This window comes from Pseudomonas sp. St290, assembly GCF_018325805.1.
Taxonomy (GTDB): Bacteria; Pseudomonadota; Gammaproteobacteria; order Pseudomonadales; family Pseudomonadaceae; genus Aquipseudomonas; species Aquipseudomonas bijieensis.
The window spans coordinates 4195280-4221783 of record NZ_AP014703.1 but is presented as its reverse complement, the minus strand read 5'-3'; the positions used below and the strand labels follow the sequence as shown (position 1 = coordinate 4221783).

At 57.5% G+C, this 26504-nt stretch carries 26 protein-coding genes and 3 pseudogenes; 14 read left to right on the top strand and 15 right to left on the bottom strand.

Going from position 1 to position 26504, the window contains the following annotated elements; genetic code table 11:
* Positions 1 to 696, top strand: coding sequence for a DUF4286 family protein (locus PBDP_RS18280; protein ID WP_109753326.1), 696 nt, complete (start codon positions 1 to 3; stop codon positions 694 to 696).
* Between the two features lie 285 nt (positions 697 to 981).
* Positions 982 to 2262, top strand: coding sequence for an OprD family porin (locus PBDP_RS18275; protein WP_109753325.1), 1281 nt, complete (start codon positions 982 to 984; stop codon positions 2260 to 2262).
* 59 nt (positions 2263 to 2321) lie between these two features.
* Here PBDP_RS18275 and PBDP_RS18270 read toward each other — a convergent pair whose 3' ends face one another.
* Positions 2322 to 2729, bottom strand: a complete 408-nt coding sequence (locus tag PBDP_RS18270; protein WP_212801109.1) for a hypothetical protein — start codon at positions 2727 to 2729, stop codon at positions 2322 to 2324.
* 157 nt (positions 2730 to 2886) lie between these two features.
* Here PBDP_RS18270 and PBDP_RS18265 point away from each other — a divergent pair, with 157 nt between their 5' ends.
* On the top strand, positions 2887 to 3735 hold the full coding sequence (locus PBDP_RS18265) for an AraC family transcriptional regulator (RefSeq protein ID WP_109753323.1): 849 nt from the start codon (positions 2887 to 2889) through the stop codon (positions 3733 to 3735).
* 277 nt (positions 3736 to 4012) lie between these two features.
* Entirely contained in the window at positions 4013 to 6367 is a 2355-nt protein-coding gene (locus tag PBDP_RS18260; RefSeq protein ID WP_249411807.1) for a TonB-dependent siderophore receptor, read from the top strand.
* Positions 6368 to 6480: 113 nt separating this feature from the next.
* Here the strand turns inward: PBDP_RS18260 and PBDP_RS18255 are convergent, their stop codons facing one another.
* Entirely contained in the window at positions 6481 to 6864 is a 384-nt protein-coding gene (locus PBDP_RS18255; protein WP_109753321.1) for a winged helix-turn-helix transcriptional regulator, read from the bottom strand.
* Between the two features lie 102 nt (positions 6865 to 6966).
* Here PBDP_RS18255 and PBDP_RS18250 point away from each other — a divergent pair, with 102 nt between their 5' ends.
* Both PBDP_RS18250 and PBDP_RS18245 read left to right on the top strand, forming a co-directional pair.
* Positions 6967 to 8085 (top strand): NADH:flavin oxidoreductase, encoded by a 1119-nt coding sequence (locus tag PBDP_RS18250; RefSeq protein WP_212801108.1) that lies wholly within the window; start codon positions 6967 to 6969, stop codon positions 8083 to 8085.
* A gap of 477 nt (positions 8086 to 8562) precedes the next feature.
* A complete protein-coding gene (locus PBDP_RS18245; protein WP_109753319.1) occupies positions 8563 to 9192 on the top strand; it encodes a LysE family translocator in 630 nt (209 codons plus the stop codon).
* A gap of 42 nt (positions 9193 to 9234) precedes the next feature.
* On the opposite strand, the gene PBDP_RS18240 is transcribed toward PBDP_RS18245, so the two are convergent.
* The 7 genes from PBDP_RS18240 to gcvA (PBDP_RS18210) all read right to left on the bottom strand — a co-directional run bounded on the left by PBDP_RS18240 (position 9235) and on the right by gcvA (PBDP_RS18210) (position 13783).
* Entirely contained in the window at positions 9235 to 9450 is a 216-nt protein-coding gene (locus PBDP_RS18240) for a hypothetical protein (protein ID WP_249411806.1), read from the bottom strand.
* A gap of 33 nt (positions 9451 to 9483) precedes the next feature.
* Entirely contained in the window at positions 9484 to 9738 is a 255-nt protein-coding gene (locus PBDP_RS18235) for an IclR family transcriptional regulator domain-containing protein (protein ID WP_256594254.1), read from the bottom strand.
* Positions 9739 to 9756: 18 nt separating this feature from the next.
* Complete coding sequence (locus tag PBDP_RS18230) at positions 9757 to 10188, bottom strand: ester cyclase (RefSeq protein WP_109753318.1); 432 nt, start codon at positions 10186 to 10188, stop codon at positions 9757 to 9759.
* Positions 10189 to 10251: 63 nt separating this feature from the next.
* On the bottom strand, positions 10252 to 10998 hold the full coding sequence (locus PBDP_RS18225; RefSeq protein WP_163858049.1) for an SEL1-like repeat protein: 747 nt from the start codon (positions 10996 to 10998) through the stop codon (positions 10252 to 10254).
* Positions 10999 to 11175: 177 nt separating this feature from the next.
* Positions 11176 to 11937: an SDR family oxidoreductase gene (locus tag PBDP_RS18220; protein ID WP_109753316.1), complete on the bottom strand. Its 762-nt coding sequence runs from the start codon at positions 11935 to 11937 to the stop codon at positions 11176 to 11178.
* A 37-nt stretch (positions 11938 to 11974) separates the two neighbouring features.
* Positions 11975 to 12802, bottom strand: a complete 828-nt coding sequence (locus tag PBDP_RS18215) for an EamA family transporter (protein ID WP_212801107.1) — start codon at positions 12800 to 12802, stop codon at positions 11975 to 11977.
* Between the two features lie 75 nt (positions 12803 to 12877).
* Complete coding sequence (gene gcvA, locus PBDP_RS18210) at positions 12878 to 13783, bottom strand: transcriptional regulator GcvA (protein ID WP_109753390.1); 906 nt, start codon at positions 13781 to 13783, stop codon at positions 12878 to 12880.
* Between the two features lie 276 nt (positions 13784 to 14059).
* Between gcvA (PBDP_RS18210) and PBDP_RS18205 the strand changes: the two genes are divergently transcribed.
* The 5 genes and pseudogenes from PBDP_RS18205 to PBDP_RS30360 all read left to right on the top strand — a co-directional run bounded on the left by PBDP_RS18205 (position 14060) and on the right by PBDP_RS30360 (position 19269).
* Positions 14060 to 14431 carry a GGDEF domain-containing protein gene (locus PBDP_RS18205; RefSeq protein ID WP_109753314.1) on the top strand — a complete coding sequence of 124 codons (372 nt, stop codon included), beginning with the start codon at positions 14060 to 14062 and terminating at the stop codon, positions 14429 to 14431.
* Positions 14421 to 15518: an ABC transporter substrate-binding protein gene (locus PBDP_RS18200; protein WP_212801106.1), complete on the top strand. Its 1098-nt coding sequence runs from the start codon at positions 14421 to 14423 to the stop codon at positions 15516 to 15518. Before PBDP_RS18205 ends, PBDP_RS18200 begins: the two co-directional genes overlap by 11 nt.
* A 31-nt stretch (positions 15519 to 15549) precedes the next feature.
* A pseudogene (locus tag PBDP_RS30370) lies at positions 15550 to 17862 on the top strand (sensor histidine kinase); the annotation flags it as partial.
* 51 nt (positions 17863 to 17913) lie between these two features.
* Positions 17914 to 18408 (top strand): annotated as a pseudogene (locus PBDP_RS30365) (response regulator transcription factor); the annotation flags it as partial.
* The gene (locus PBDP_RS30360) at positions 18409 to 19269 is read left to right on the top strand and encodes a sensor histidine kinase (RefSeq protein WP_502936878.1); all 861 of its coding nucleotides are present in this window, start codon (positions 18409 to 18411) and stop codon (positions 19267 to 19269) included. It abuts the pseudogene before it with no gap.
* Between the two features lie 142 nt (positions 19270 to 19411).
* Here PBDP_RS30360 and gcvA (PBDP_RS18190) read toward each other — a convergent pair whose 3' ends face one another.
* Entirely contained in the window at positions 19412 to 20323 is a 912-nt protein-coding gene (gene gcvA / locus PBDP_RS18190) for a transcriptional regulator GcvA (protein ID WP_109753311.1), read from the bottom strand.
* A 184-nt stretch (positions 20324 to 20507) separates the two neighbouring features.
* Here gcvA (PBDP_RS18190) and PBDP_RS18185 point away from each other — a divergent pair, with 184 nt between their 5' ends.
* A complete protein-coding gene (locus tag PBDP_RS18185; protein ID WP_109753310.1) occupies positions 20508 to 21281 on the top strand; it encodes an SDR family NAD(P)-dependent oxidoreductase in 774 nt (257 codons plus the stop codon).
* Between the two features lie 162 nt (positions 21282 to 21443).
* Positions 21444 to 21611 (top strand): annotated as a pseudogene (locus tag PBDP_RS18180) (LysE family translocator); the annotation flags it as partial.
* Between the two features lie 56 nt (positions 21612 to 21667).
* On the opposite strand, the gene PBDP_RS18175 reads toward PBDP_RS18180, so the two are convergent.
* The 5 genes from PBDP_RS18175 to PBDP_RS18155 all read right to left on the bottom strand — a co-directional run bounded on the left by PBDP_RS18175 (position 21668) and on the right by PBDP_RS18155 (position 25500).
* A complete protein-coding gene (locus PBDP_RS18175) occupies positions 21668 to 22252 on the bottom strand; it encodes a TetR/AcrR family transcriptional regulator (protein WP_109753309.1) in 585 nt (194 codons plus the stop codon).
* Positions 22239 to 23087 (bottom strand): 3-hydroxybutyryl-CoA dehydrogenase, encoded by an 849-nt coding sequence (locus PBDP_RS18170; protein WP_109753308.1) that lies wholly within the window; start codon positions 23085 to 23087, stop codon positions 22239 to 22241. Before PBDP_RS18170 ends, PBDP_RS18175 begins: the two co-directional genes overlap by 14 nt.
* Before the next feature lie 39 nt (positions 23088 to 23126).
* Complete coding sequence (locus PBDP_RS18165) at positions 23127 to 23663, bottom strand: cupin domain-containing protein (protein WP_109753307.1); 537 nt, start codon at positions 23661 to 23663, stop codon at positions 23127 to 23129.
* 67 nt (positions 23664 to 23730) lie between these two features.
* Positions 23731 to 24846, bottom strand: coding sequence for an alcohol dehydrogenase catalytic domain-containing protein (locus tag PBDP_RS18160; protein WP_212801104.1), 1116 nt, complete (start codon positions 24844 to 24846; stop codon positions 23731 to 23733).
* A 72-nt stretch (positions 24847 to 24918) separates the two neighbouring features.
* Positions 24919 to 25500, bottom strand: a complete 582-nt coding sequence (locus PBDP_RS18155; protein WP_109753305.1) for an amino acid synthesis family protein — start codon at positions 25498 to 25500, stop codon at positions 24919 to 24921.
* Between the two features lie 123 nt (positions 25501 to 25623).
* Between PBDP_RS18155 and PBDP_RS18150 the strand changes: the two genes are divergently transcribed.
* Entirely contained in the window at positions 25624 to 26475 is an 852-nt protein-coding gene (locus PBDP_RS18150; protein ID WP_109753304.1) for a fumarylacetoacetate hydrolase family protein, read from the top strand.
* Positions 26476 to 26504: the final 29 nt, after the last annotated feature.

The following is a 26504-nucleotide window of genomic DNA, read 5'->3' as shown; positions in this document are numbered from 1 at the left end:
ATGAGCTTTGCAGGAACAGGAGTAGTCGCGATCTGGCACGATCTTTTGCCCGAAGCGCGGGACGAGTTCTATGAGTGGCATAACCGTGAACACATGCCTGAGCGGGCCGGGATTCCGGGTTTTTTGCGGGGGCGTCGATACATCGCTTTGGATGCAGGGCCTACCTACTTCAACCTCTATGAGGCGGATACGGTGCAGGTGCTGGGCGGGCAGGATTATCTATCGCGTCTCAACAGTCCGACGGCGTGGACCCAACAGTCGGTGAAGTCCTATCGCAACGTCGCGCGATCCATTTGCGAGGTCACTTACACCAGCGGTGTGGGGCAGGGCGCGTATTTGTTAACGGTCCGTTTCGATGTTGTCGAAGGGCAACATAAATCGGTATCAGACGCATTGCGCCAACGCGTACTTCCTCCCCTCGCAGATAAACAGGGAATTACCGGCGTGCACTTGTGTGTGGCTGATGAAGCCGTGAGCAAGGTTGAAACCGCAGAGAAAAAGGCCCGCGCCGAGGGGACGCAAATACCGGCCTGGATCGTCATGATCGAAGGTTGTGCGCCCGACTATGTTCGTGTCGCCGGCGAGTCTTTTGTGGCGGAGTTGCAACGGCTGTTGGAAGGGCAATCAGTGGGGCCGGAAACCACGCTTTATCAATTGGAATACACACGTTGCAAAACGCCGGGAAGTGCGGGTTGATCGCCGAGCGCTCGAGTACGTTTTAACTTTCAGTCGTAATTCTCAGGCAGTTTCCCACGAGCGTGTCATTACAGGCATTGAGTTCGGCTCGCGTCTGCGCACGCTCGGATTTTGTTTGAGGTGAATATCAACCCATTATCAAGTTACTCAATAAAGGGCTAGTACAAGACAGATAGTGTTCCCAGCAGTGGCTCGGAAGTAGTTCTTCGAGCGGCCTGTGCATAGGTTGAATGAAGAGCTAAAAATCGCAACAAAAACAATAATAATTCATTGTGAGAAATTATCATGCGCTACCCTGTTATTTCCCGCGGCGTGCCTGCACATCACTCTCTGATCCGTCTAACTCTTGCGGTCTGCGCGGGTTCGTCAGCGGCTGTTCAAGCCGATCAGAATAGCGGTTTTGTCGATGGCGCCAAGGCCACCCTCAATTTGCGCAATGCTTACATCAATCGTAACTTCACCAACCCGAACGCTGCCCAAGGTAAAGCCGAGGAATGGACCCAGAACTTCATTCTCGACGCCAAGTCCGGTTTCACCCAGGGCGTGGTCGGTTTTGGTGTGGATGTGCTGGGCACGTACTCGGTCAAGCTCGACGGCGGCCGCGGCACTGCGGGCACACAATTGCTGCCCGTGCATGATGACGGTCGTCCGGCCGACGATTTCGGTCGCCTCGGCGTCGCCCTCAAGGCCAAGGTGTCGAAGACCGAGCTGAAGGTCGGTGAATGGATGCCGGTGCTGCCAATCCTGCGCTCCGACGATGGCCGCTCCCTGCCGCAAACCTTCCGCGGTGGCCAGGTGACCTCCACCGAGATCAACGGCCTGACGCTGTACGGCGGTCAATTCCACGCCAACAGCCCGCGCAACGACGCGAGCATGGAAGACATGTCGATGAACGGCCGCGGCGCCTTCACGTCCGACCGCTTCAACTTCGGCGGCGGCGAATATGCCTTCAACGACAAGCGCACTCAGGTTGGCGTCTGGTATGCGGAACTGTCCGACATCTACCAGCAGCAGTATTTCAACCTGACCCACAGCCAACCCATCGGCGACTGGACCCTGGGTGCCAACCTCGGCTACTTCACCGGCAAGGAAAACGGCAGCGCGCTGGCCGGCGACCTGGACAACAAGACCGCGTTCGCCATGCTCTCGGCCAAATACGGTGGCAACACGTTCTACGTCGGCCTGCAGAAAGTCGGCGGTGATGACGCCTGGATGCGCGTCAACGGCACCAGTGGCGGCACCCTGGCCAACGACAGTTACAACTCCAGCTATGACAACGCCAAGGAAAAATCCTGGCAACTGCGCCATGACTTCAACTTTGCTGCCGTCGGCGTGCCGGGCCTGACATTAATGAACCGATATATCAGCGGTGATAATGTCCATACAGGTTCGATTACCGATGGCAAAGAATGGGGCCGAGAATCGGAACTGGCCTATGTGGTGCAGTCCGGCGCGCTGAAAAATCTCAGCGTTAGATGGCGAAATTCGAGTATTCGCAGGGATTTCAGTACCAATGAGTTTGATGAGAACCGAATCTTTATTAATTACCCCATCTCGCTGCTATAAAGCGTTTTTCGATCGCACTTCTTGATCAGCAGGCGGCGCTCGGGTACGCCGCCACTGTTCTAAAACTCTCCGGTTTTCATGAGCGCTGGTTCCAATAATCTCTGGGCCAGCGCCAAGGCCTCATCTTCAGTAGCTGTGATGAGCATGGGGTAGCCCCAAAACTTTTCATACACGACTGCGAACGCTTTGCCCACTAAACGTTTGGTGAGATTTGATTCGATATGAATCGAGGCTTTGACATACTTCTTGAGCTCACTTTTATGGCGCTTCATCCACAGAGCCATTTGTTTCATTTCGTCTGGTGAGTGTTCCGGTTGCTCCTTATCCAGACCTTCGCTGCTTAGGAGGACGAAGGGTTCATTGCGGGCAATCAGGGCTTCGAACTCAGCAAGTGATTTTTCTTGGTTATCGCCCAGTGTGGTCTTTTGCAGCCAAACGAATGGAAATTGGGTGGCATCTATACGCATTTCTATAGTCCTTCGACGAGTTGCCAAACCTCTGTGATGTCTCGCAGTTTCAGGATACCCTGTAAGCGGGTCGGCGTAATTGCACAGTCTGGCCACAATATTGTTCGAATCAGCCAGATTTTTTTTTCCTTGGCTTAGCGAAAGGCATACACCTGCTATGGCGAACACTGCTAACAAAGACATGTTTACCCAGTGGGACGTCGACAGCATTTCGCGGCCCGTCGTTGCACTCAGCGCTTCGATGGTCAGCAAGGACTGGGAGCAGGCCAGTCATCAACATCGTAAGGCGCAACTGCTTTACTCCGTGCGCGGTGTCCTCAATTGTGAAATAGAAGATGGCGTCTGGATCGTTCCACCGCAATGCGCCGTCTGGATACCCGGTGGTTTGTCACATGCGGCACGTGGCTCCGGAGAAACGGAATGTTATTGCCTGTTTGTTGAACCTGATGCCGCCCCGGATCTCCCGCGAGGTTGCTGCACGATTGGCGTATCGCCGCTGCTGCGTGAGTTGTTGCTGAAGACGGCAAGCTTCTCGGGAAACGCAGTCACTGGCGCGCGCGAAGAACGCTTGATCGCAACGTTGTTGGATGAATTGTCGGCGGCCCCCGTGCAGGACCTTCATTTACCGATGCCTCGCGACACGCGTCTGCGCAGGCTCGCCGAAATGCTCTTGGCCGACCCTGCGGTTAAGGTTTCGGTGCACGATTGGGCCACTCGCATCGGTATGAGTGAGCGCAGCATGAGTCGGCTGTTACTGCAGGAAATAGGGATGAGTTTTGGGCGTTGGCGTCGGCAGTTGCATGTGATTCTGTCACTGCAGCGCATGGCCAAAGGAGAGAGCGTTCAAACGGTTGCATTGGAGCTCGGTTATGAGGGACCCAGCGGCTTTATCACGATGTTCCGCAAAACCGTAGGCAAACCGCCTGTGCAGTATCTTTCCGCCCGCTCAGCCAGTGCTCCCATCGCTGGTGACTCCTCGCACGTGGCGTCGATCCTGTTTCCTTGATGACGTGAATGGCGGCTAATCGGCCCTATCGTTTCTGGTGCTGTATTGCGATCCGCCCCTCCCAAGGCATCGTAGAACGATACCGCAAACATACCTCCCTCATTCCTAATCAAAGTCAAAGTTGACGGCGGTTACGCTCAATTCCGGCCAGAAAACGACCCATCGCGAACATTGGCTGAACTGGAAAATAATCTGGCCATACCTCGATATCTGGCAATGACTGCTTGTTGCTAGATTGCGCGACAACGAATGCTAATCAGTTTCATCTGAGATTGATTTGTCACTTCCGTTCTCCGGTCTGGTTCCGGGTGAGTTCTCGGCCTTCCCTCAAATTCGTCTCTCGACGGTCGGCCGCTGTCTGTTTTTTATTGATAAGGAATGGCTGATGTGGATTTCGTTGACTTACTGCGGTGGGAGGCGCCACTGCGTGCCTCAGCGTCTGGTGAAAAAACCAGTTGCTGCAGCGCTGCTTGTGTTTTTAGGTAGTTCGAGTTGTGTGATGGCGCAGGACATTACTGAAGCTGACGAGAGCACACCGTCTCAGGGCACGATGATCCTCCCATCGGTGACGATAAGCGCGACAGGAACACCCGATGCCACCACGACGGAAGGGACTGGGCTTTACACCACCGGCCAGACCACGGCCGCAACTCGCTTACCGTTGACGCTGCGGGAGACGCCGCAATCAATTTCCGTGGTAACGCGTCAGCGCATGGACGATCAAAAACTGGATTCAGTCCAGGGGGTGCTGGAGAACACGACCGGCATCTCGTCTTACCAATCTGATAGCCAGCGCACGAGTTTTTATTCCCGAGGCTTTCTGATCGACAACATCCAGTATGACGGCATACCGGCCGTCATCGGCGACGTCATAAACGGCAGTGGTATCAGTGACCTGGAAACCGCATTTTACGACCGGGTCGAAATTGTGCGCGGAGCGAACGGACTTCTCACTGGCACGGGCAATCCGTCTGCTGCGGTCAACCTGGTGCGCAAAAGACCAACACCAGAGTTTTCGGCCTCAACCTCTATCAGTGCGGGGTCATGGGACAATTTTCGGGAGATGGGGGATATTTCCGTGCCGCTGACAACAGACGGTCGTGTCCGAGCACGTATGGTGGGAGTCAATAACGATGGTCACTCCTACATCGATGGTTATCAAACACAAAAGCAAGCGTTCTACGGGATCATTGAAGCAGAGCTCACCGAAGACACCACCTTGGATATAGGGTACGACTATCAGAACAGTTCCCCTAAACGACCTACTTGGGGCGGTGTTCCTCTATGGTTCAGCAATGGCTCAGAGGCACAATGGTCGCGTTCCAAATCCATGGCCGCGGACTGGAACCGTTGGGACAGTACTCGGCAAACTGTTTTTGCCGAACTTGAACAAAGGTTTGATAACGGTTGGAAGATCCAGGGTGTCGTAAACCAGTATCGTACTAAGTATGACTCCCAGTTAATGGGAGGTTTCGGTACACCCGATCAGGATACTGGATTGGGCACCTTCCCCAATGGCACTTATCCGAGTGCATTGGCTGGCGAAGGGAAAAGCCGTCAAAACACCTTCGATGTAATGGCGAGCGGTCCGTTTGATTTAATGGGGCGCCAACATGACCTGGTAGTGGGCGGCATGAGCTCCCGATATACCTCGAATAGAGACGATGTCAGTCCTTTTATTCTGGGCTTCACCCCCGGCAATATCTACGATTGGAATAGTCATTTCCCCAAACCCGACTTTGATGCAATGACGTCCATGCCGACGAATACCGAGGTTAAACAGCGCGGCTTCTACAGCACTGCAAGATTCTCTCTGGCCGATCCATTGAAGCTGATTGTCGGCGGGCGGTTCAGCCGGTACGAGATTGACGAGACCGCAGGCGGAGCACCGTTCAATTATAAGAAAAGCAATGAGTTTACGCCTTATGCAGGTTTGATATACGACATTAATAGCACGTATTCCGTATACATCAGCTATACCGGCATATATAACCCGCAAACATCGTTCCGAGATAGCAATGGCAACGTCCTCACGCCTACTGAAGGTAAGACGAAAGAGATTGGCCTCAAGGCTGAATACCTGGAGGGGCGCCTAAATGCGTCTGTCGCATTGTTTGACACCGAATTGGACAATGCTGCACAAGTAGATGGCAATCTTCTTACGCCAGGCGGTGCTCAGGCTTACAAAGGTGTTGATGGCACCAAGTCCCGCGGGATCGAGTTTGACATGCAGGGTGAAGTTTCTTCCAATTGGAACATCTATGCCGGCTTCGCCGCTTTCACAGCCAAAGATGGCAGCGGCGCCAGGCTTAATGCACAGGTTCCACGCACTACCGCTCAGATGTTCACTACGTATAAATTACCTGGAGTGTTGGATAAGCTAACGCTGGGCGCAGGCGTCAAATGGCAAAGCCGCTTCTTAAGCAGCAGTACCAGCACAAGGGTGGCGGAACAAGATCCCTATGCGTTGACGTCACTGATGGCGCGTTATGAACTGACCAGGAACATGGATGTATCAATCAATGTTAATAATGTGTTCGATAAAAAATATGCAACGCAGAAAGGAGATTTCGACACTGTCAGTTATGGGGCGCCGCGTAATGCACTGATGACATTGAATTATAAGCTGTAGCTCGTGGGTAAGCGCTGTCCCCCCGTGGAGCTAGATCTCGCCAAGTTATATCTAGTTGCTGCAATTTTTAACTGCAGACGGGCATGACAGCATCGGCGAGTCAACCAAGAGAATCACACCGTCAGGTTTACCTCTGCGGCCTCGTCAAACTTCAACCGGGCCGCTTCAACCTCAGGCAATTTGTCGAGCGTCCATTTATGCAATTCGCGAAATGGCTGCTGCAGAGTTTGACCAAGTGGGGTGATCTCATACTGCACTGCCACAGGCGAGAATGAGATGACCTTACGCGAGACGAGGCCATTTCGCTCCAGCCGCCGCAGGCACTGTGTCAGTGCCTTCTGAGTGACGCCCTCCAGGCGGCGTTTGATGGCATTAAAGCGGTGCGGGCCATCATCAAGCACCGCCAATACCATCATTGACCACTTATCTGCGATCTGGTCGAACAGCGCCCGGCTTGGGCATTCCGACGAGAAACATTGCGGCTTTAATTCCAGCATCGAAGTTTCCTCATATATACCTAGGCGACTCTAGGTGCCTAATTGACATTTGATTTACAAAATATACTTATATGGCTTCCAAAAGCAAACGGAGTCCACCCCATGTCAAACCCTGATACCAGCATACTATTTCGTCCTTTTTCGATCCGGTCGCTTGAACTGAAAAACCGGATTGTCATGTCGCCGATGACCAGACAATTTTCGCCGCAGGGCATCCCCGGTGAAGGGAGCGCCGCATACTACCGGCGGCGGGCTGAGGGGCGGGTCGGGTTGATTTTGTCAGAAGGGACCGTCATCGATCGTCCCGCTTCACGTAACGGTTCTGGCATTCCTTTTTTCCACGGTGAAGCAGCGTTAGCTGGATGGAAGAACGTGATCGATTCTGTTCACAATGCTGGGGGCCGTATGGGGCCGCAACTCTGGCACACCGGCGCAGTGCGTGATGTCAGCGGCTGGGAGCCTGATGCACCGGTTGAAAGCCCATCTGGCCTCGATTCGCCAAACGAGCCGCGCGGCGTGGCGATGAGCGAAGAGGATATTGCAGACACAGTCGCTGCTTTTGCCAGGGCAGCGGCGGATGCCAAGCGGCTGGGTTTCGATACGGTCGAGATCCATGGGGCTCATGGTTATTTGATCGATCAGTTCTTCTGGGCCGGCACCAATCGGCGTACTGATCGTTATGGCGGACCAACGATCAAAGAGCGCTCCCGCTTCGCCGCCGAGATCGTGTCTGCAGTTCGTCATGCGGTCGGGCCCGAATTCCCTATCATCATGCGCGTCAGTCAATGGAAGCAGCAGGACTTTGGTGTGCGTCTCGCCCAGACCCCAGCACTGATGGAAGACTGGCTGCTGCCATTGGTTGAGGCGGGTGTCGATGTTCTGCATTGCTCGCAGCGACGCTTCTGGGATCCTGAGTTTCCCGAAATTGATGGTGAGAACGGGCTGAGCTGCGCGGGCTGGGCGAAAAAAGTCACTGGAGCCACAACCATTAGCGTCGGTTCGGTTGGGCTGGATAACGATGTCACTAACGCCTTCGCCGGCAAGGGCTCAGCCCCTGCAAGCTTGGACCGCCTCGTCGAGCGTATGGAGCGCGAAGAGTTTGATCTGATCGCTGTAGGGCGTGTCCTGTTGAGTGACAAGGATTGGGTCGCCAAAGTGGAAAGTGGCGATTACGCAGATCTGAAAGGCTTCAATCCGGCATCTTTAGCCGAATTGGCTTGAGCCTCATAGCGGAGTGGAGAGTGTGAGACCACACAGGTTTTAGTCTTAAGGCGCAAGAGACCTGGCCTCGGAGGTTGCGAGGTCGAGATCGAAACCTGCTGTTGAGTGCGCCACGGCTGTTTCCACGATCGGACATGTCAAGGCCACTCAACATCCGCGCAAACAGGTGGAGTTTGAACCCGCTGGGAGCTTCAGGGGTAGACAAGAAAACCATGTCCTGATCTTTTGCCTAGGACGTCGACGGTGGTGATCACCATCGCCCACAAATGCATTTGATTTTTGGAGAACAGTCTTGCTCGTCAACGCGAACTCGTTAGCGCCTTATTGCCCAGACTCGGGCTGTTGCCGGCGTTCGCGTTCGCAGGTTTCGGTGCCACAGGTCCTTGGCCGACGGGCTACACAGAACGTTTGACCAAACTTCAAGTGGCTAATTAGAGTGGGTAGCCGTACGAGCGGCCTACTGCCATGGAAACCCAAATGAGCGACTTACCCCTGCTGCTAGCCTTCATCGCTGCTGCGTCAGTGCTCACTGTTACCCCCGGCGTGGACACTGCCATGGTTCTTCGCGCTACAGCGACCGGTGGTCGACGCTCGGCGTTGATGGCCTCTATCGGTATTGCGCTCGGGTGCCTGGTGTGGGGAGCGGCGGTGTCACTGGGGCTCGGCGCCCTGTTGCAAGCTTCGGAGTGGGCTTACCTAGTGCTGAAAATTGTCGGCGCAGCTTATCTCGTTTGGTTGGGTATCAAACTGCTGCTGCGACCTAGGACAACTCTGCAAGGGCAGGGGAACGAGAACATGGCTGTCACTGCACGTGACGCCTTTATCCGCGGTTTATTGACTAACCTGCTGAACCCCAAAATAGGTGTCTTCTACGTCACTTTTCTCCCCCAGTTCGTCCCGAGTGGTTCGAGCGTTGCCAGCTACTCCTTCTTCCTCGCGGCGTTACACGTGCTGTTGACACTGGCCTGGTTCGGCATCCTGGTAGCGGCTACGGTGCCGTTGAGCAGTTTCCTGAAGCGGCCGGCGGCCCTGAAGGCACTTGATCGGCTCTCGGTCGGTGTTTTTGTCGCGTTTGGGCTCAAACTCGCTGTTTCCAATCCTGCTTGAGCCGAATGCCGCATTGCCAATAGCCAGTTCACACATGCGGATTCAAAGAGCCGGCAGTTTCTGCGTCAGCGGTTGGGTCTTTGGCGTACCCGTGCGAACCAGCATCGGGCCGAACACCGCCAGCAGGCCCAGCAGAATGAGCGGGAAGTACATCAGCGACTCCAGGCCAAAGCGCCCCACGATAATTGTGATCGCGGCGTGCCCCATGAGCATCCCCGAAAAGCCGATGCCCTTAACGATGCCGATCACGACCCGCATGCCCGCATTCAGGCTGTCGCAAAAGTAGATCGGCTACAGGGTTCGTATTGACGAGCGAATCGCCCGCGCGCATTCGATAACCGCGGGCGCCAGCTTGCGTTCGGCTTCCTCCATGGTCCAGCGACTGCTGGGCACGACTACATGCACTGCCGCCACCGGCAAACCCTGGCTGCCTATGATTGGCGCGGCAATGGACATGTCGCCCAGGAACAGCTCTTCCTTGTTTATGGCGTAACCCCTGCGCCGCGTGATCTCGATCTGCTCGATGATGTCGTCGATCTCGGTCAGTGTGTATTGCTGCCGGGATCAGCTATTACCGGGTGTTGGATGCGCTGTTTTGAGCGCTGCTTGAAATTGGAGTTGAGCTTCGATCGCGTCCTTGTCGATGACCGACCAGACCTCGCGGATCCTGCCGTCCTCGAACGCGTAGAAGACGTTTTCCGCGAAGGAGATCCGTGCCCCATTGACGGCAAGGCCCAGGAACTCCCCCGTCGGCGTGCAATTGAATGCCAGGCGAGCCGCCAATTTTGGTGGCTCGATCAGCACAAACTCGATTTCAAAGCGCAAGTCAGGAATATCCCGGTAGTTCGCTTCCAACATGCTTCGATAGCCGTGCAGGCCTAACCGTCTCGCGTTATGAACCACATCCAGGTGCACGAAATGCCCCAGGTTTTCCCAGTCCTGTGCATTCAGGCAGGCAATGTAGTCGCTATAGAGGGTTGCAAGGTTCGAGGTCATGGGACTGTTCTCCGCTATATGCCTGTTTCCGCCTTCTGCGATCCCTGGCCTTGTTGCCAAGTGTCATGAAGGTGATGTGCTGGTTATCGATGGGGGGTGAGCCCCCGACGATAAAGGTCGAGCCATGCGCCGTTTGACCCTGTAGCAGTCATTGATATCCAGCGCCTTCTGGTAGTACTCCGACCGTTTCGCGCGATTCTTTTCACCCAGCAGTCGGTAGATTTCCGCCTGGTAATCACGGCTGCCGCCCCACTGCATGGCGAAGCCAACAGGTTCCTCAGGTCTGCACTCAAGCCTGACAACAGGCTGCGGAAAGTATTTTTCGTACAGTGGCATGCTGGTCTCCAAGGCCAGCAATGTCGTTTCGTACTGAGGCGTGTCAGTGAACGCCAGGCACCAGTATGCAATTTGAAGGGCCGGTGGAGCGAAGCCTTGAGCAAGGCTTCGTTCGAACAAGGGACATGCCTTCTCTGTAATCACTTCGCTCGGAGATAACATCACGTAGATGAGTCCGAGGCGATACTGGGCTATGGGATGATCAAGGGCTGCGGCTTGTTCAAGCAGAGCAAATGCCGGCTTGAGTAGCATTCCTCCTTCTTCCGCCAGGGCCAAGGAGCGCTTCTTTTCCTCTGCGCTTGTCGTCGGTGTCTCAGCAGTGACCGCCTCAAGCTTGCTATCCGCTTGTTGCAGGAATGGAATGGCCTGTTGGTAAAGGCTTTCACCACGAGGATCAATCTGCAGCGTGTTGGCCATACCCGACTGAGACAGCAGGCATGCCAATAGGGTAAAGCTCCAACGGTTCAGGTGCACGGATCAGCGTCCTTGTATCAACTATTCGATTGCGGTGCAGGTTACGGTAATTGGCTTTTTCCCATCACAACCGGCTGTTTTAGTTGCTCGGTTGTGACTCTGGGGCGTTTGATGCTTGCGCCTAGCTTAAACCTCTTCTTTGCAGGGGGAGCTAGCACACTGATCCAGCCCGCCGACTCATTTGCCCCCGGTCACGTCGAGGAATGTCCCGGTAACGAATGATGCCTGCGCGCTGGCCAGCCATAGAATGGCCTGGGCCACTTCCTCCGGCTGGCCACCCCGGCCCATGGGGATTGTGTCCTTGATACGGTCGACACGCCCCGGTTCACCGCCGCTGGCATGCATTTCGGTGTAGATGTGACCGGGGCGAATACCGTTGACGCGTATTCCTTCGCGGGCCACCTCTTTGGCCAGGCCGATGGTGAACGTCTCCAGGGCTCCTTTGGACGCCGCGTAGTCGATATATTCGTTGGGGCTGCCGAGGCGCGCCGACGCCGAAGAGACATTGATCACCACCCCGCCCGGACCGTTGTGCCGGTAGGACATGCGTTTCACCGCCTGTTGGGCACAGAGCATCGGACCGATGGAGTTGACCGCGAAGATGCGCTGCATGCGTTCGAAGCCGAGGTCTTCCAGGCGCGACTGCACGGCCAGTACCCCGGCGTTATTGACCAGTACGTCGATACGGCCAAATGAGCGGTCGATGGCCGCGAACAGATCGGCGACCTGTCCGGGGTCCGCACTGTCGGCCCGCATGACCAGCGCCCGACGGCCCAACGCCTCCACATCCGCCGCCACCGCCAGCGCGGAGGACTCATGGGCAATGTAGCTGATCGCGACGTCATAGCCTTGGGCTGCGGCGAGCCGTGCGGTGGCGGCGCCCACTCCGCGACCGCCACCAGTGATCAGAATCAACGGTGCCTGGGAGACGTTATTCATCGAGGGTACCTCCTGTAACGGTGAGAAAGCGGGTGTATCAGCCAATCAAGAGAGTGCCGCTGACGATCACTGCGCACGCCACGACTCGGCGAGTGGTGAGTGTCTCGCCGAGGAACGCGTAGCCAATCAACGCGGCGAACAGCACGCTGGTTTCGCGCAATGCCGATACCGCGCCCAAGGGGGCTTCGTTCATGGCATAGATGACGATTCCATAGGCCAGCAAGGAGACCAATCCACCGACCACGGCGGTCAATGTGCCGGGCCGGAAAGAGAATAAGCTGCGGGCGTCGCGCAGGCCGATGTACACCGCTGGCATCAACGCGCCCCACAAGGCGCACATCCACACCGTATAGGCCAGTGGCGCGCCGGAGAGTCTGGTGCCAATGCCGTCGGTGACGCTGTAGGCGGCGATGAAGCAGCCGGTTCCCAGGGCATAGGGCAGGCTGGGCACCGACAGGTTGCGTCCCCTGAAGGCCAACGAAATGATTGCGCCTGATACCAGCGCGATACCCAGTAGCGCACCGGGAGCAATGCTTTCCCCGGCAAAGGCCGCGGCGCCCAGGGTGATCAAGACGGGTGACGATCCACGCGAAACCGGATAGGTCTGTCCCAGGTCGCCGACCCGGTAGCTGCGCACCAGGAACAGGTTGTAGCCGACATGCAGCAACGCCGAAAGCAACCCATAGCCCCAACTGGCAACTGCCGGTGGCTCCATGAACACCGCGGCGACAATACTGGCGATAGCGATGGCGATGCACATGATCGTCATCGACCACAGTCGATCGGTGCCGCCACGCAGTAGCGCATTCCAACTGGCATGCAGGAGCGCGGCGAAAAGAACCAGCAAGGTGATATGGATAGGCATGCGCCATTTTATGCAGCCCGGCTGCCCGGACTACAGCGAAGTCTCCTCATCGTTTCATGAGTGAATCCTCATGCATTATCCGTAAGCTCGTTGGACTTTCAGCGCCTCGCTGGTCAACCATTGGCGAAAGCTGACGATGTGCGGCTGCGATTCGCTGCCTTTCGGGCAGACGAAGTAGTAGGCAAGGGGGGAGGGGAACGACACATCGAAGAGCCTCACCAGGCGACCGTCGCTGATTTCGGTTTCAACATGCCCGCTGCGTACCAGGGCGACACCCTGGCCGAGCAGGGCAGCCTCGACCGTCATGTTGGTGTCCCCAAACCGGACGCTTTCCTTGAGCGGCAAAAACTCCAGCCCGACTTTTTCAAACCAGGCCTCCCATTTCGGCACCAGCTCGGCGCCATCACGGGTCAGCAGTGGGTAATGCAGCAGTTCGGCAGGGCTGCGCGGTGTCCCGAATCGCTGCAGCAGATCGGGACTTGCCACCGGAAACACCTGCTCGCCGAACAGAAACTCTGAATACAGGCCTGGGTAACTGCCCTTGCCGAGCCGGATCGCGACATCGGCCTGGGCGCTGGAGAAATGGATGATCTTGTCCGTGGTGTCCAGTGAGACCAGTAGCTCGGGATGTTGCCGGGAGAGGCTCGGCAAGCGTGGCAGCAGCCATTTCAGCGCGAAGGAGTACGTGGTGCTGACTTCGAGTCGGACTCTGCCTTTCTGCTCTCGAAGATCGGCCAGGGTCGCCTCCAGGCTCATGAAGAATTCCCGCACGATGGGCGCCAGCGTAGCCCCCGCTGCGGTGAGGCTCAACGACTTGCCACGTTCGAACAACTGCAATCCCCAGAGCTCTTCGAGATGCTTGAGCTGGTGACTGACCGCGCTTTGAGTGACATGCAGCTCATTCGCGGCAGAGGTAAAGGTCGCGTGCCGGGTGGCGACTTCAAAGGCACGCAGTGTGGCGGTTGGCGGCAGATCTCTCATGTACAGGGCGTCTCGGCGAGTCATCAGAAATGCGTAACATGAGCGCTAGCTCATGATAGAGCATCATAGCCGCAATGGCCTTGTCGGTCGTTCAGTTGACTGAAATCCTCCATGGCCGCGCGCGAAGCGGGCACGTTGAGACTATGCTGATGGCCACAGCAGGTAGTGCATTGGTTTCAATCGTCAGCCACCAAGGAAAGGAGTCCGTATGTCTTCATTTCTTTATGCCCGGTTCTACTATCGCAATGGCCGTATGAGCAGACCCGTAACCTGAATATGCCCTTCATTGCTCTGGACAACCTCCAGATGGTCGATGCCTTGACTTGGAAATGGCAAATGGCACGGAATGCGACGCACCAAACGCTCTGCATTGAGCTCGGAAATGAGGCAGGCGCGCAGGCGCCACTGAGAATTTCCCAGCGGATCAAATACGACTCACTGACCGAACTGCCTCATGGCGCCTTGCCCGGCGACCGTTTCACTCCGTCGATTTTCCTGTCCAGTCGCCCCGACGAACAATGGGCGGTGATGTTTCTTGGGCTCGATCGTTTCCACCGTATCAACAATGTCCTTGGCTATCCGATGAGCAAAGACGTCGATGAGCCGAGCGTCAATCCCAAGCGTGATGGAGAACCGCATGAACACTGAACCGATCCGCAAAATCCTGTGGCACGTCGCCGGCTGCGTGACCGGGTTGGCGATGGTTGCCGCCCATCCAGCCCAAGCTGCCGACGGTATCGCCAGCGGCCCTACCGCAAGCTATAGCATTGCCTTCAGCAACTCCTACGCGGGCAGCGATTTTCGCAAGGTGATGGTGCGCAACTGGCAGGAGATTGCGGCCCAGGCGCAAAAGGATGGCTTGATCCGGGAGGCCCCGGTGGTCAGCGCGAATAACTCGGCGTCGGAACAAGCGGCCCATATCCAGGAGATGATCGTCAAGGGCGTGAACGCCATCGTCGTCCTGGCCGCGTCCGACACGGCCCTCAACGGGGTGATCCGCGATGCTTGCAACGCCGGCATCGTGGTGGTCGTCATGGCCAGCCTGGTCACCGAAAGCTGTGTCTATACCGTGGACTACAACTGGTCTGCCATGGGCCGCGTGGAAGTGGACTATATCGCCGAGCGCCTCAAGGGCAAGGGAACGCTGCTGGAAATCCGTGGCATTGCCGGCGATGCCACCGATCAAAACATCAGCGACGGCATTCGCAAGGCCGCCAGCGACTATCCGGGCCTGAAATTCGCCAAGACCGTGTACGGCAACTGGACGGCTTCCGTGGCACGCAAGGAGGTGGCGCTGGCGCTGCCGTCGCTGCCCACCATCGATGCGGTCGCTACTCAAGGGGGCGACGGTTATGGCGCGGCCATGGCGTTCAAGGCGGCGGGACGCCCTTTACCGATCATCGTGATGGGGAACCGTCAGGACGAACTCGCCCTGTGGAAACAGGAGCGCGATGCCAATGGCTACGAGACCGTCTCGGTTTCCGCCTCACCGAGCGTCTCCCAGGTGGGTTTCTGGGTGGCCCAGCAGATCCTGGCGGGCAAGCAAGTGCCGAAGTTCGTCGAGGTGCCGCTGGTACGTATCGATGGGAAAGACCTGGACGCCTGGCTCGCAACGATGCCGGTGGGCGGCGCCGCCAATCCTTTCTACAGCCAGGCTTCCGTGGCGGCGATGATCGACGCGGTCATCAACAAAACCGCGCCGCCGGCGCCTTTGCCGGAGGTTACGAAGCAGTAGCGGCGGGCGGGGAGTGAGGAGGCGAGGTGCGATGTTGACATTCAAGCCAGTCAGGGACAGGCCCATTGCCGTCAAAATTGGTCTGGCGGTCGCCGCGCTGGTGTTCCTGATGCTGGCGGTATCGCTCGTAAACCTCTACGGCCTGCGAGGCATGGTACGTGCGGTGGATTCCGCCAGCCATTCCGCGGAAATTCTGGCCTCGGTCAATGGGGCCACCGGGCGGGTGGAAAACTTCATCGCCACCCGCGACCAGGAAAGCCTGTCCCAGGCCGAAGGCATGGTGGCGACGGCTATCGTCGGCCTCACCGCCATTCCAGTGGCAGAGGCGCAATCGCTCAAGGGCAGTCTGCAGAGGCTCGCCGCGGCGATCGCCGCCTTGCGGGCGGCGACCCTGACCATGGATGGCGAAACGGAGAACATGACAGCCCACTACGGCCGGATGCGAGAGGCGACGATCCTCGTCGAACAGGGCATCGCTGACGGGCTGAAGGAGATTGATTCCCGCGCCGCCGACCACAAGGCGCGAGTAAGCAACATCGAAAGCGCCCACCGCATCCTGGATATCCTGCGCAACAGCGAAAGGATCATCACCGCCAATGTGGCCAAGATGCTGGTGAGCGGTGATGGGGCGGCCGCCACCGCGGCGCGGAACGCCAGCGCGGCACTGCCGCCCGTGGTCGAGCAATTGCGCGAGTTGATGGGGGCGCCGCAGGAGGTGGAGACCCTGGAGCAATTGGCGACGGCGGTCGCTGCTGCCAGCCTGGCGGTCGAGCACCTTGGCGAGGCGCCCAAGCTCCGGGGCGGTGAGGCTTTGCGGCATCTCGCCGCCGTCGGGGATGCGGCCGGGCGCCTCGAGGCGATGTTGGATGAAGTGGGCGAGCACGTTGCCCATGACGCAAACGACATTCAGGCCGCCACCGGTTTGCTGCAAAATGCAGCCGCGCTGTCCAAGCGTTTCGCCGAGCGCGTTGCCACTTTGGAGGCGCAGACCTTGTCGTTTCGCCTGTCACCGTCGGCCGAGGTCGCCAGCTCTGTCGGCACCATCCTGGACGAGCTCTCCCGTCTCTCTCGGGTTCTCCCTTCGTCCGTAGGGCTGCAAACCAAGGCTACGCCCCTGACGGTCTACGATCAGATTGCCGGCTACCGGGCGGCATTCGCCAGGTTCCATCAGGCGAGCAACGCCTTGAGTGGCGCGCGCGATCAGGTTCGCAACGAGGCACGCAGCGCCGGCCTGTTGGTGGCGCGCTTCGCGGGTGAAGCGCGCTCCGAGGCCTTGGTTCACAATGATCGCGGCATGCTTGCGACGGTGATCGCGGGTACCGTCGCCATCCTGCTGGCTGGCGCCATCGCCTGGAGCACGTCGCGGTTTGTCGCGCAGCCCATCGTGGCCCTGGCCTCGGTTATGCGCCGGCTTGCGGCCGGCGACCTGAACGCCGAAGTCGCCAGCGCCGGACGCGGCGACGAGATTGGGATCATGACCCGTGCGGTACGGGTGTTCCAGGAGAATGCCCTGCGCATCCGGGTGCTGGAAGCCGAGGCCGAAGCCGAGCGACAGCAAGTCCAGGCCTCTTTGGAAAGAATGGTCGCCGAACGGACCGACACGCTGCACCATCAGACCGAGGTGCTGGAGGCGCAGGCCGTCGAGCTTATTCAGGCGCGCAACCAGGCCGATACGGCTAACCAGGCAAAGAGCGATTTCGTTGCCACGGTCAGCCACGAACTGCGCACCCCCCTGACCCTCATTCTTGCACCCCTGGAGCAGCTCTCGGCGGCGACCACACCACCGGCAGACTGGCATGTGCAAATCGACCGCGCCCAACGCAACGCACTGCGCTTGATGAACCGGGTGAACGACATCCTCGATTTCTCCAAGGCCGAAGCGGGCAAGTTTGAGTTGTGTCCAACGCCAATGGACTTGAGCAGGGTGGTGGGTGTGCTGGCCGAGGATGCCGCCATGGTGGCCGAGGGCAAAGGCTGCACCTTGACCTGCAGCATCGATCCCGCGCTTGGCACGGTGTTCCTGGACCCCCGACACTTCGAGAAGATTCTCCTCAACCTGGTGAGCAATGCCATCAAGTTCACCCCCGCTGGCGGCACTGTGCACCTGGCCGTCACTGCGCTTGATGGCGAGCGATTTGAACTCGCGGTGCAAGACTCCGGGATTGGCATTGCCCCAGACAAACTGCCGCTGTTGTTCCAGCGTTTTTCCCAGATCGATAATTCCGCCACGCGCCACTACAGCGGCACAGGCATCGGTCTCGCCCTGGTCAAGGATCTGGTCAAACTGATGGGGGGCGAAGTCGGCGTCAACAGCGAGCTCGGACGGGGTTCGTGCTTCTTTGTTCGACTTCCGCTGGGGGCTGAGCAAGACACCGTGTCGACCGAAGCCAGCGCTATGCACGAGCGATCGTCTGCGAACGCAACGAGCACGACCGAGCAGCGCCACCTGCGTTTCGATGACGGCCGCCATGGCAGTGGCAACGACCGAGCTTCGATGGACAGCGCAGACGGGCAGCCCCCGGAACACGCCGCGCAATCCAGAGTGCTGGTGGTAGACGACAGCCCGGAAATGCTGAGCTACCTGCGCGAACTTTTGCACAACGACTACATCGTCGCCACCGCAGTTGATGGAGAGCAGGCCTGGGCACTCCTGCAGCGTCGCCCCATCGATGTCGTCCTCTCGGATGTGATGATGCCGCGGCTCGACGGCTTTGGCCTGACAGCCAGAATCAAAGCCAGCGCCGGTTTCGCCCATTTACCCGTGATCTTGTTGACCGCCCGAGGCGGCAGCGAGGCCTGTGTTTCCGGGCTGGAGAGTGGCGCCGATGACTATATCGCCAAACCCTTCTCGCCGCTGGAACTCAAGGCCCGCGTTCGCGCGGCGCTACGCATGAGCCAGGTGCAAACCGAGCTGCATGCAAAATCCCGTCAGGCGGGCATGGCCGAAATCGCCACGACTGTGCTGCACAACGTCGGCAACGTTCTCAACAGCGTGAACGTATCGGCAGAACTGGTCAGCAGCCAGATGCGCACCTCCAAAGCCCAGGGGTTGGGCAAGGTGGCTCAACTGATGAACGAACACATCCATGACCTGGCCGATTTTCTCACCACAGACCACAAAGGAAAGATGCTGCCCGGCTATCTGCTCAAGCTGGCGGAGGTGGTGAGCGCAGAGCAACTGAGCATCATCGAAGAACTCGAGCAACTCACCAAGGGCATTGACCACATCAAAACCATTGTCGCTGCCCAGCAGTCCTATGCCGTTGCTGTCAGTATTGTCGAGACAGTGCCGGTCCCGGAGTTAATCGACGATGCCTTGCGCATGAGTGCTGGATTACTGGCGCGCCAGGAGGTGACGGTGGTCAAGGACATTGCCGACTTGCCCCTGCTGGCGCTGGACCGGCATCGGATGCTGCTGATTCTGGTGAACCTGATCAACAATGCCAAGCAGGCGTTGGACGGCGTGATCGATCGCAGCCCCAGCATCACGTTCAGTGCCTCTCTCGTCGACGGGCCAGCATTGCGTATCACGGTGGCCGACAACGGCAATGGGATTGCGCCAGAGCACCTGGCGCGTATCTTTTCCCATGGCTTCACGACGCGCAAAGACGGCCACGGTTTCGGCCTGCACAGCTGCGCGCTGGCCGCGCAGGAAATGGGTGGCAGCTTGACCGTGCGTAGCGACGGGGCCGGGCAGGGCGCGACGTTCATTCTCGATATTCCCATCGATGTTGCGCAGAACCAGAGGTGAGTCTCGTTTCCCGCTCCAAGATTCAAAAAAAGGCCACTCAGATGAGTGGCCTTTTTGTGCATCATCTTTACAGACAGCTTTCGACCCAGGCTGTATGAAAAAACAGTGTCGATTGGGACGGGGCGTCTCCAACGACCTTGGATCAGGTGCGAGCCTCCTCAAACAACCAGTCTCGAAAAGCTTTCAATCTCGGCAGGCTTGCACATTCCGAGCGATAGACCACGTGGTAGGCCAATGGAGAGACAAATTGAATGTCCGCAAACAAGCGGATCAACCTGCCGGCTGCCAGATCATCTCGGGCCATGACGCTGCGCGCGAGTGCGACCCCTTGTCCATCGACTGCCGCTTGAAGCACCGCTGCGCTGTTGTTGATCTTCATCCCTCGCTGTGTCGACACGTCTTTCATGCCAACCGATTCCAACCAGGTTGCCCAAGTTGTAAATCCGGCTTGCCCGTCCATTGAAAGATCATGAATCAGGGTTTCATTCGCCAGTTCGGCCAAGTTCTTCAACCGGTCCGGTGTGTCTATCAACTGAGGCGAGCAAACAGGATAGATGTCCTCGTCCATGAGTTTTTCTGCGATCAGGCCAGGCCAGTGGCCGGCACCATACCTCACGCCGATATCGATTCTTTGGGTCAAGAAATCTACCGCTTTGAGCTGTGTATCAAGTCGTACGTCAGTATCTGGACAAGCGGCGTGGAAGCGCTCGATGCGTGGCAATAACCATTTGGCAGCAAAGGCGGGGCTGACCGTGACTGTCAGAACCCCGCTGGGCGATGTCTCCCTCATCCGTTCCAGCCCCAGCGCAAGGCGCTCGAAACCGGCCTGAATGTCGGGAAGCGCACGCTCCGCCGCTTGCGTGGTGACCAACCGTGTCTTTCCGCTGGAGCCTCGATGAAACAGGGGGGTGCCTAACCACTGCTCAAGAGTGCGGACCAGTTGGCCCACCGCTGCTGGGGTGACGTTCAACTCCTTAGCCGCCGCAGAAAAGCTTTGGTGCCGGGCGCTGGCTTCAAAAGCCTTCAGGGCATTGAGATGAACGGGTGCTGCCATAACAGTAAACTTTTTCTTTATCGTGTTGACACTTTATCTCGTTTGTTCCGCTATTGATAGAGGCCAATAATTCGCTCGTACCTAAGCAGCGCATCGTGCATTACACGGTTAAAAATCGCATTTAAAGGCTGAAAGCCGGTTCTCGGTTTTCTAGCCAGTCTCAATCAATATCTGGAGTATTCAAATGAGCAATCAATTTGCTGGAAAGAAATTATTGGTCGTCGGTGGCACCAGTGGTATGGGCTTGGAAACCGCTCGATTGGTATTACAGCAAGGCGGTAGTGTCGTTATCGTGGGTAGCCGTGCGCAGAAAACCGAGCAGGCTCGTCAGGTGCTGGCAGCATTTGGCCAAGTGAGCGCGCTGACAGCCAATCTGACCGATGTCCAAGACCTGGCGACGCTGCTGCAGGAAATTGATCAGCATCACGCTGACGTCGATCTTCTGGTGAACGCGGCGGGGGTATTTTTCCCCAAGCCTTTTCTGGAGCATCAAGACGCCGACTACGATCAGTACATGCAACTGAACAGGGCCACCTTCTTCATCACGCAAAAAGTCGCCGCCAACCTCGTCGCCAAGGGGAACCCCGGCGCCGTCGTCAATATCGGTTCCATGTGGGGCAAGCAGGCCATAGCCGCAACCCCGTCTTCCGCCTATTCGATGGCGAAAGCTGGCTTGCATTCGCTGACTCAGCACTTGGCGATGGAGCTTGCGTCCAAGCATATCCGCGTCAATGCCGTCTCGCCTGCGGTGGTGCAGACCCCTATCTACGAAGGGTTCATTCCTAAAGCCGAGGTTCATTCCGCGCTGCAGGGCTTCAACAGTTTTCACCCAATCGGACGGGTGGGTACCCCTGAGGAGGTGGCGGAGGTGGTCGCCTTCCTGTTGTCCGAAAAGGCCAGTTGGGTCACAGGTGCAGTCTGGGACGTCGACGGTGGAGTCATGGCCGGGCGTAACTAATTCAAATCCGAGCGTGCCTGCTGAGGCTGTCGAGCCTGGTGCAACCCGTGGTGAGATGGCTCAAGCGCTGCCCGCTGCTCGGCTGACGGGCCACACAGAACGTTTGACCAAACTTCTAGTGGCTAATTTTCGAGCGTTGCCAGCTATTCATTCTTCCTTGCGGCGTTACACGTACTGTTGACGCTGGCCTGGTTCGGCATCCTGGTAGCGGCTACGGTGTCGCTGAGCAATTTCCTGAAGCGCCCAGCGGCCCTGAAGGCACTTGATCGGCTCACGGGCGGTGTTTTTGTCGCGTTTGGGCTCAAACTGGCTGTTTCCAGTCCGGCTTGAGCCTAATGCCGCACTGCCAGTAGATGTCGACCTCGCGCATGCTGACAATGAACAGGCTATTGTGCCGAACACTCCTGCACAGCCCCCCTTATCAACCGCTCGACCAAGTGGGTATAAGCCTCATCAGTCAATGGGCGCTCCTCAAGCCAACCCGGCAGGCAATTGAGAAACCGTGTGATGACATGCCCCGCTGCCGTACCTATTTCATGCGCACTGAACGCATCGCTGAACACCGCGTGCAGAAACGCGCGCTCATATCTGACGCGTTTGAGGATGATGCGTTGCTTCTGAGCGGTGTCAAGATAGGCAAAACCCTGTAACGCCAGCCGAAAGTGCAGAGGCCGCTCGCGGTGCAGGCGCAGGTGGTCGACGATCAGCTTCGACAGTGGGCGGGGGGCTGCTGTTCGTCGTCGCTGTACAGGTTGCTGAACCAACAGGTGGAGTTCTTCGTAGAACTCTTCGATCAGGTCGAACAGCAGGGCTTGTTTGCTGGGGAAATGGTTGTATAGCGAGCCGGGGGCGATACCCACGTGACGTGCCAGTTCGCGCATGCTGACCTGTCCAAACCCCTTGCTGACAAAAAGCTCCAGGGCCCGTTCACGGATCGTGTCATACCCGCTGCGAGCTTCAGGTGTAGACATGAAAACCACGTCCTGATTTTTTGCCTAGCAAGCCCGCGGCGACCATCTCTTTGAGCAGCGGGGCAGGTCGGTATTTCGGGTCGCCAAAACCTGTTTGCAGGTTGTCCAGGATTCCCAGCACGGTATCCAGGCCAATCAGATCGGCCAATGCGAGCGGCCCGATCGGTTGGTTGCAGCCCAGGCGCATGCTGGCGTCGATTGCTTGGGCATCGCCATTTTCCTGAAGGACGAAGATCGCTTCATTGATCATTGGAATGAGGATTCGGTTGACGATGAAGCCCGGGCGGTTCTGCGTGTGGATTGCGGTCTTGCCCAACTGTTCGACCAGTGCCTGGGCGGTGGAGCAGGTCGCGTCGCTGGTCTGTAAGCCACGGATCAACTCCACCAGGCCCATGATGGGCACCGGGTTGAAGAAGTGAATCCCCATGAAGCGTTCCGGGTGCTTGATGCTCGCCGCCAGTTCTGTAATCGAAAGCGACGACGTGTTACTGGCGATCAGGCAATCCAGGCGAGCATGGACGTCAATCTGCTGCAGAATCTTGCGTTTGAGTGCCAAGTCTTCTGTTGCCGCTTCGATCACCAGGTCCATTTCATTCAGGCCGGTGTAGTGAATCGAGGTTTGGATACGTTGCAGGGCCTCAGTGGCTTGCTCGTGACTAAGTGTCCCTTTTTCAACTTGCCGATCCAGGTTTTTATGCAAGATTTGCAGGCCTCGATCGAGCGCCTGCTCATTGATATCGATGAGCAATAACGTGTGGCCGGCTACCGCACAGGTTTGGGTAATTCCACTGCCCATCGTGCCGGCACCAATCACTGCAATGTGACGCAGGGTCATGTAGACATCCTAGATTCAGCGTTTGGGAAAAAATGTTGATTAGTCGCGTTTCACACCGACCATCACAAACAGTGCACGGGCGACCTGATCGCTTTTGTTACGCCAGGCGTGACGGGTTCCTTGTTGGATGACGACATCACCAGGCTGGATCCGTTTCTGCTCGCCATTGTCCAGCTCCAACCAGAGCTCGCCCTGAAGCAGGATGCCGTAGTCGATGGTAGGCGTCGTATGCATGCCTGGATGCTCCGGCTCGAAGCAGTCGAATAGGCCGGGTAGGGCGCTGCCGAGTTCTTCTACCATCTGTCCGACATCGGTCGGGTTGTGCATCACGGTATCTGGAGGGAGGTCATAGATCGCCAGGCAGGTTTCCCCTGGGCCAGGTACCAAGGACGGGTGCTCAAGCGTAGGGTCTTGCTGCGCGTTCAGGATTTGGGGCTGCGCTGCGGTGGACCACAAGTGCGCCATGGCGTGGCCGGGAATGGAGTCAAAGGAACAGGACCGCGGCGCAGTATCATCACTGATGAATACGGATTGGCCCATGGTATCGAGGCCGGTGACGACTCTTCTAATTTTCATGGCATTCCCTGAATTCAGTGGCGGGCATCAGCGTGCCCGCCCTTGTGTTGAGCCTATCTGGTTGATGTCAGGGGCAGATGACGTAGTTACTGAAGCCGCCGTGACGATTTTCAATGCCGGTGATTGCGCCGTTGACGTCTTCCAGGCTAAAGGCCGTGTTTTCGAAGAAGGAAAGATCCAGCGCCCCGGACTCCACCATGTCCGCCATGGCTTGTCCTTGTCCTGTGGTGAACCAGGCCGAACCGCTGATCTGGATGTCGTTGTCCATGATCCAGTGCAGATCGATGGGGACCTCGCCTGCAATAGCGCCGATATTGACCAGATGCCCGCCGCGGTGGATGGACTTGAGGGCTTGGGTCAAGGTCTCGTGTGGTGCCCCTGGGCCCAGGGCATCGATAACCACATCGACGCCTTCACCGTGGGTAACTTCATTGACCCATTCATGGGTGGGGATCGTGCCCAACGTGTGAATTTCAATCCGGCCTGGTGCGGCGAGGTCTTTTACCCGCTGGAAGAGTTCCTGGTTTCGAGCCGTGCCGAGGATCTTGCGAACGCCCATCGCTAGCGCCAGCGCTACGGCGCCCACGCCGAGCGTGCCGCTGATGCCATTGATCAGCAGGGTGGTGCCAGGCCCGACATTGGCCTTGAGCATTGCCTTGTAGGCGGTACCCAGGTAGCCCAGTCGCGCGGCAGTCTCGAAACTGAGGTTCTCGGGCAGTTTCACCAGGCTGTATTGCGGCGCAGGGATGTACTCGCAAAGGCCACCGTAGGGATAGTCTTCGAACATGCGCGGGCTTTTTGGCGTGAAGCCGAAATAGCCATTGAAGGTGTAGGCCGTGCAGGCAATGGTATTGCCCGCACGACAGGCTCGGCAGGAACCACAGTGGCGGCCCGGATTGACGTAGACCCGGTCACCAACCTTGAAGTCGTAGACCTGTTCGCCTACTGCCTCGACGACGCCCGTGGGGTCGAGGCCGAAAGTCGCCGGCAGTTTTGGCAGGGGATTTTGCGGGAACCACTTGACCCAATTTGTCAGGATATTGTGGAGATTGGGGACGATCCCGCATGCCTTGATCTTGACGAGCACTTCAGTTGGACGAATTCCCGGTACGGGCAACTGCTCGATGACCATGGGTTTGCCACCTTCATACAGGCGTGCGGCGCGCATCGTTTTTGCAGTCATTATGTTCTCCGATACTCATATTATTTTTGTCGTAGTGCGTAATCCGTGGAGCGACACTTCAAAACCTCGGCATCAACGTAACCCGTCTTCACCTCTCACGTCGGCGACCGCCAGACCGCCCAGTCGCGAATGGATCCTGCCGCCTGTAGCCATGGCCAGGCCGAAAGCGATTTCGCTGCGACGGGGGCCGTCCCATACCGTCATCTCCGCGACACCAAAATGACTGCGCACATAAGCTGCCTGGATATGCCCCAGCGGAATCATCACCCGGCAACCAGGGCCACCGATAGTCTTGCTCGCTGGAACGATCGCCTTGGGGTTGCCCAGTGCTTCACGCATGGCCCAGCCACCGGCTTCGTGCCAGACCGCGCCGTGTTCCAGTTCGCCGTCTTCACCGACGATCGCGCCCTTGCCATAAGCCTGCACCTGCGCGGCACCGCCCAGTGCATGGATCAATTGCTCCGACAGTTGCGCGCCTAATCCCCTGAGTTCCTGCATGAACGGCAGCAGGTCTTCTTCATACCTGCCGGCGTAGGGGTTGGCGACCACGGCGGTGGCGACCGCAATGCGCAGCGGGGCTGAAGCACGCGGGCCTCCCTCGTGGAATATTTCTTCGACGTCCAGTTTGATCTTACGAACCATCACCAGCGACATGCTTGCCTCCAGAACCAGGAGCCTCACGGGGCTCGTTATTTTTTTTCGCGACCTTTTGCATTATGCATTTAATGATGTATGGTGCAAGAAATTAGTTTTTGTGCATAAAAATAGGAGAGAAACATGAAGCTGATTTCGTACCGCAAAGAAGGGAAGGCCCATTTTGGCGCTGTGTCAGGTGAGGGTGTGGTCGAGCTGACCCATCGTTTTGCGCAGGTTCCGGATCTCGCCTCCTTTCTGGCCAATCGACTGCTGGTACAGGAGGCGCGCAAGATCGTCGAGACCGTTCAACCCGATTACTCGTTTTCCAGTGTTCAACTGGAGGCCGTCATACCCAATCCTGGCAAGGTGATCTGCGTGGGTATCAACTATGTGGCTCATGCTGAGGAGGCCGGCAGGAAAGTCGGGGAGTTTCCGGTGATCTTCCAGCGATTTGCCGAAACGCTATTGCCCCACGGCGAACCACTGGTCAGGCCAAAAGTGTCAGAGCAATTCGACTTCGAAGCTGAACTGGCGGTAGTCATTGGTAAAGGTGGCGCGCACATCGATCCGGCCGATGCCATGGACCATGTGGCGGGCTACACCTGCTTCAACGATGCCAGCGTGCGGGATTGGCAGTTCCATACGCACCAGTACGGCATGGGCAAGACGTTCAGGAAAACGGGTGCACTGGGCCCCTGGATCATTCCAGCATCGGAAATTTCCGATTACCGTACGCTGGTGGTGCGGGGCGTTCTCAACGGTGAGCAACTGCAGGAAGGCAGCCTCTCGGAATTGGCTTTCGACATTCCGCATTTGATCTCCTACGTGTCCAAGGCGCTGCCATGGAACCCGGGCGACATCCTGGCAACCGGCACGCCGAGCGGGATCGGCTTCAAGCGCAAACCGCCGATTTTCCTGAAACCCGGCGATGTGTTCGAAGTGGTCATTACTGAAATCGGGACCCTATCGAACGGCGTCATTGACGAAGCCTGAGCGTTGTCCTCTACACAATCATAAAAACT

Bases quoted from the DNA above. Each gene is read 5' to 3' on its own strand.
- PBDP_RS18280 (WP_109753326.1), top strand. From the start codon at position 1: ATGAGCTTTGCAGGAACAGGAGTAGTCGCGATCTGGCACGATCTTTTG.
- PBDP_RS18275 (WP_109753325.1), top strand. From the start codon at position 982: ATGCGCTACCCTGTTATTTCCCGCGGCGTGCCTGCACATCACTCTCTG.
- PBDP_RS18270 (WP_212801109.1), bottom strand. From the start codon at position 2,729: ATGCGTATAGATGCCACCCAATTTCCATTCGTTTGGCTGCAAAAGACC.
- PBDP_RS18265 (WP_109753323.1), top strand. From the start codon at position 2,887: ATGGCGAACACTGCTAACAAAGACATGTTTACCCAGTGGGACGTCGAC.
- PBDP_RS18255 (WP_109753321.1), bottom strand. From the start codon at position 6,864: ATGCTGGAATTAAAGCCGCAATGTTTCTCGTCGGAATGCCCAAGCCGG.
- PBDP_RS18250 (WP_212801108.1), top strand. From the start codon at position 6,967: ATGTCAAACCCTGATACCAGCATACTATTTCGTCCTTTTTCGATCCGG.
- PBDP_RS18245 (WP_109753319.1), top strand. From the start codon at position 8,563: ATGAGCGACTTACCCCTGCTGCTAGCCTTCATCGCTGCTGCGTCAGTG.
- PBDP_RS18240 (WP_249411806.1), bottom strand. From the start codon at position 9,450: ATGCGGGTCGTGATCGGCATCGTTAAGGGCATCGGCTTTTCGGGGATG.
- PBDP_RS18230 (WP_109753318.1), bottom strand. From the start codon at position 10,188: ATGACCTCGAACCTTGCAACCCTCTATAGCGACTACATTGCCTGCCTG.
- PBDP_RS18220 (WP_109753316.1), bottom strand. From the start codon at position 11,937: ATGAATAACGTCTCCCAGGCACCGTTGATTCTGATCACTGGTGGCGGT.
- PBDP_RS18215 (WP_212801107.1), bottom strand. From the start codon at position 12,802: ATGCCTATCCATATCACCTTGCTGGTTCTTTTCGCCGCGCTCCTGCAT.
- gcvA (WP_109753390.1), bottom strand. From the start codon at position 13,783: ATGAGAGATCTGCCGCCAACCGCCACACTGCGTGCCTTTGAAGTCGCC.
- PBDP_RS18205 (WP_109753314.1), top strand. From the start codon at position 14,060: ATGCCCTTCATTGCTCTGGACAACCTCCAGATGGTCGATGCCTTGACT.
- PBDP_RS18200 (WP_212801106.1), top strand. From the start codon at position 14,421: ATGAACACTGAACCGATCCGCAAAATCCTGTGGCACGTCGCCGGCTGC.
- PBDP_RS30360 (WP_502936878.1), top strand. From the start codon at position 18,409: ATGAGCCAGGTGCAAACCGAGCTGCATGCAAAATCCCGTCAGGCGGGC.
- gcvA (WP_109753311.1), bottom strand. From the start codon at position 20,323: ATGGCAGCACCCGTTCATCTCAATGCCCTGAAGGCTTTTGAAGCCAGC.
- PBDP_RS18185 (WP_109753310.1), top strand. From the start codon at position 20,508: ATGAGCAATCAATTTGCTGGAAAGAAATTATTGGTCGTCGGTGGCACC.
- PBDP_RS18175 (WP_109753309.1), bottom strand. From the start codon at position 22,252: ATGTCTACACCTGAAGCTCGCAGCGGGTATGACACGATCCGTGAACGG.
- PBDP_RS18170 (WP_109753308.1), bottom strand. From the start codon at position 23,087: ATGACCCTGCGTCACATTGCAGTGATTGGTGCCGGCACGATGGGCAGT.
- PBDP_RS18165 (WP_109753307.1), bottom strand. From the start codon at position 23,663: ATGAAAATTAGAAGAGTCGTCACCGGCCTCGATACCATGGGCCAATCC.
- PBDP_RS18160 (WP_212801104.1), bottom strand. From the start codon at position 24,846: ATGACTGCAAAAACGATGCGCGCCGCACGCCTGTATGAAGGTGGCAAA.
- PBDP_RS18155 (WP_109753305.1), bottom strand. From the start codon at position 25,500: ATGTCGCTGGTGATGGTTCGTAAGATCAAACTGGACGTCGAAGAAATA.
- PBDP_RS18150 (WP_109753304.1), top strand. From the start codon at position 25,624: ATGAAGCTGATTTCGTACCGCAAAGAAGGGAAGGCCCATTTTGGCGCT.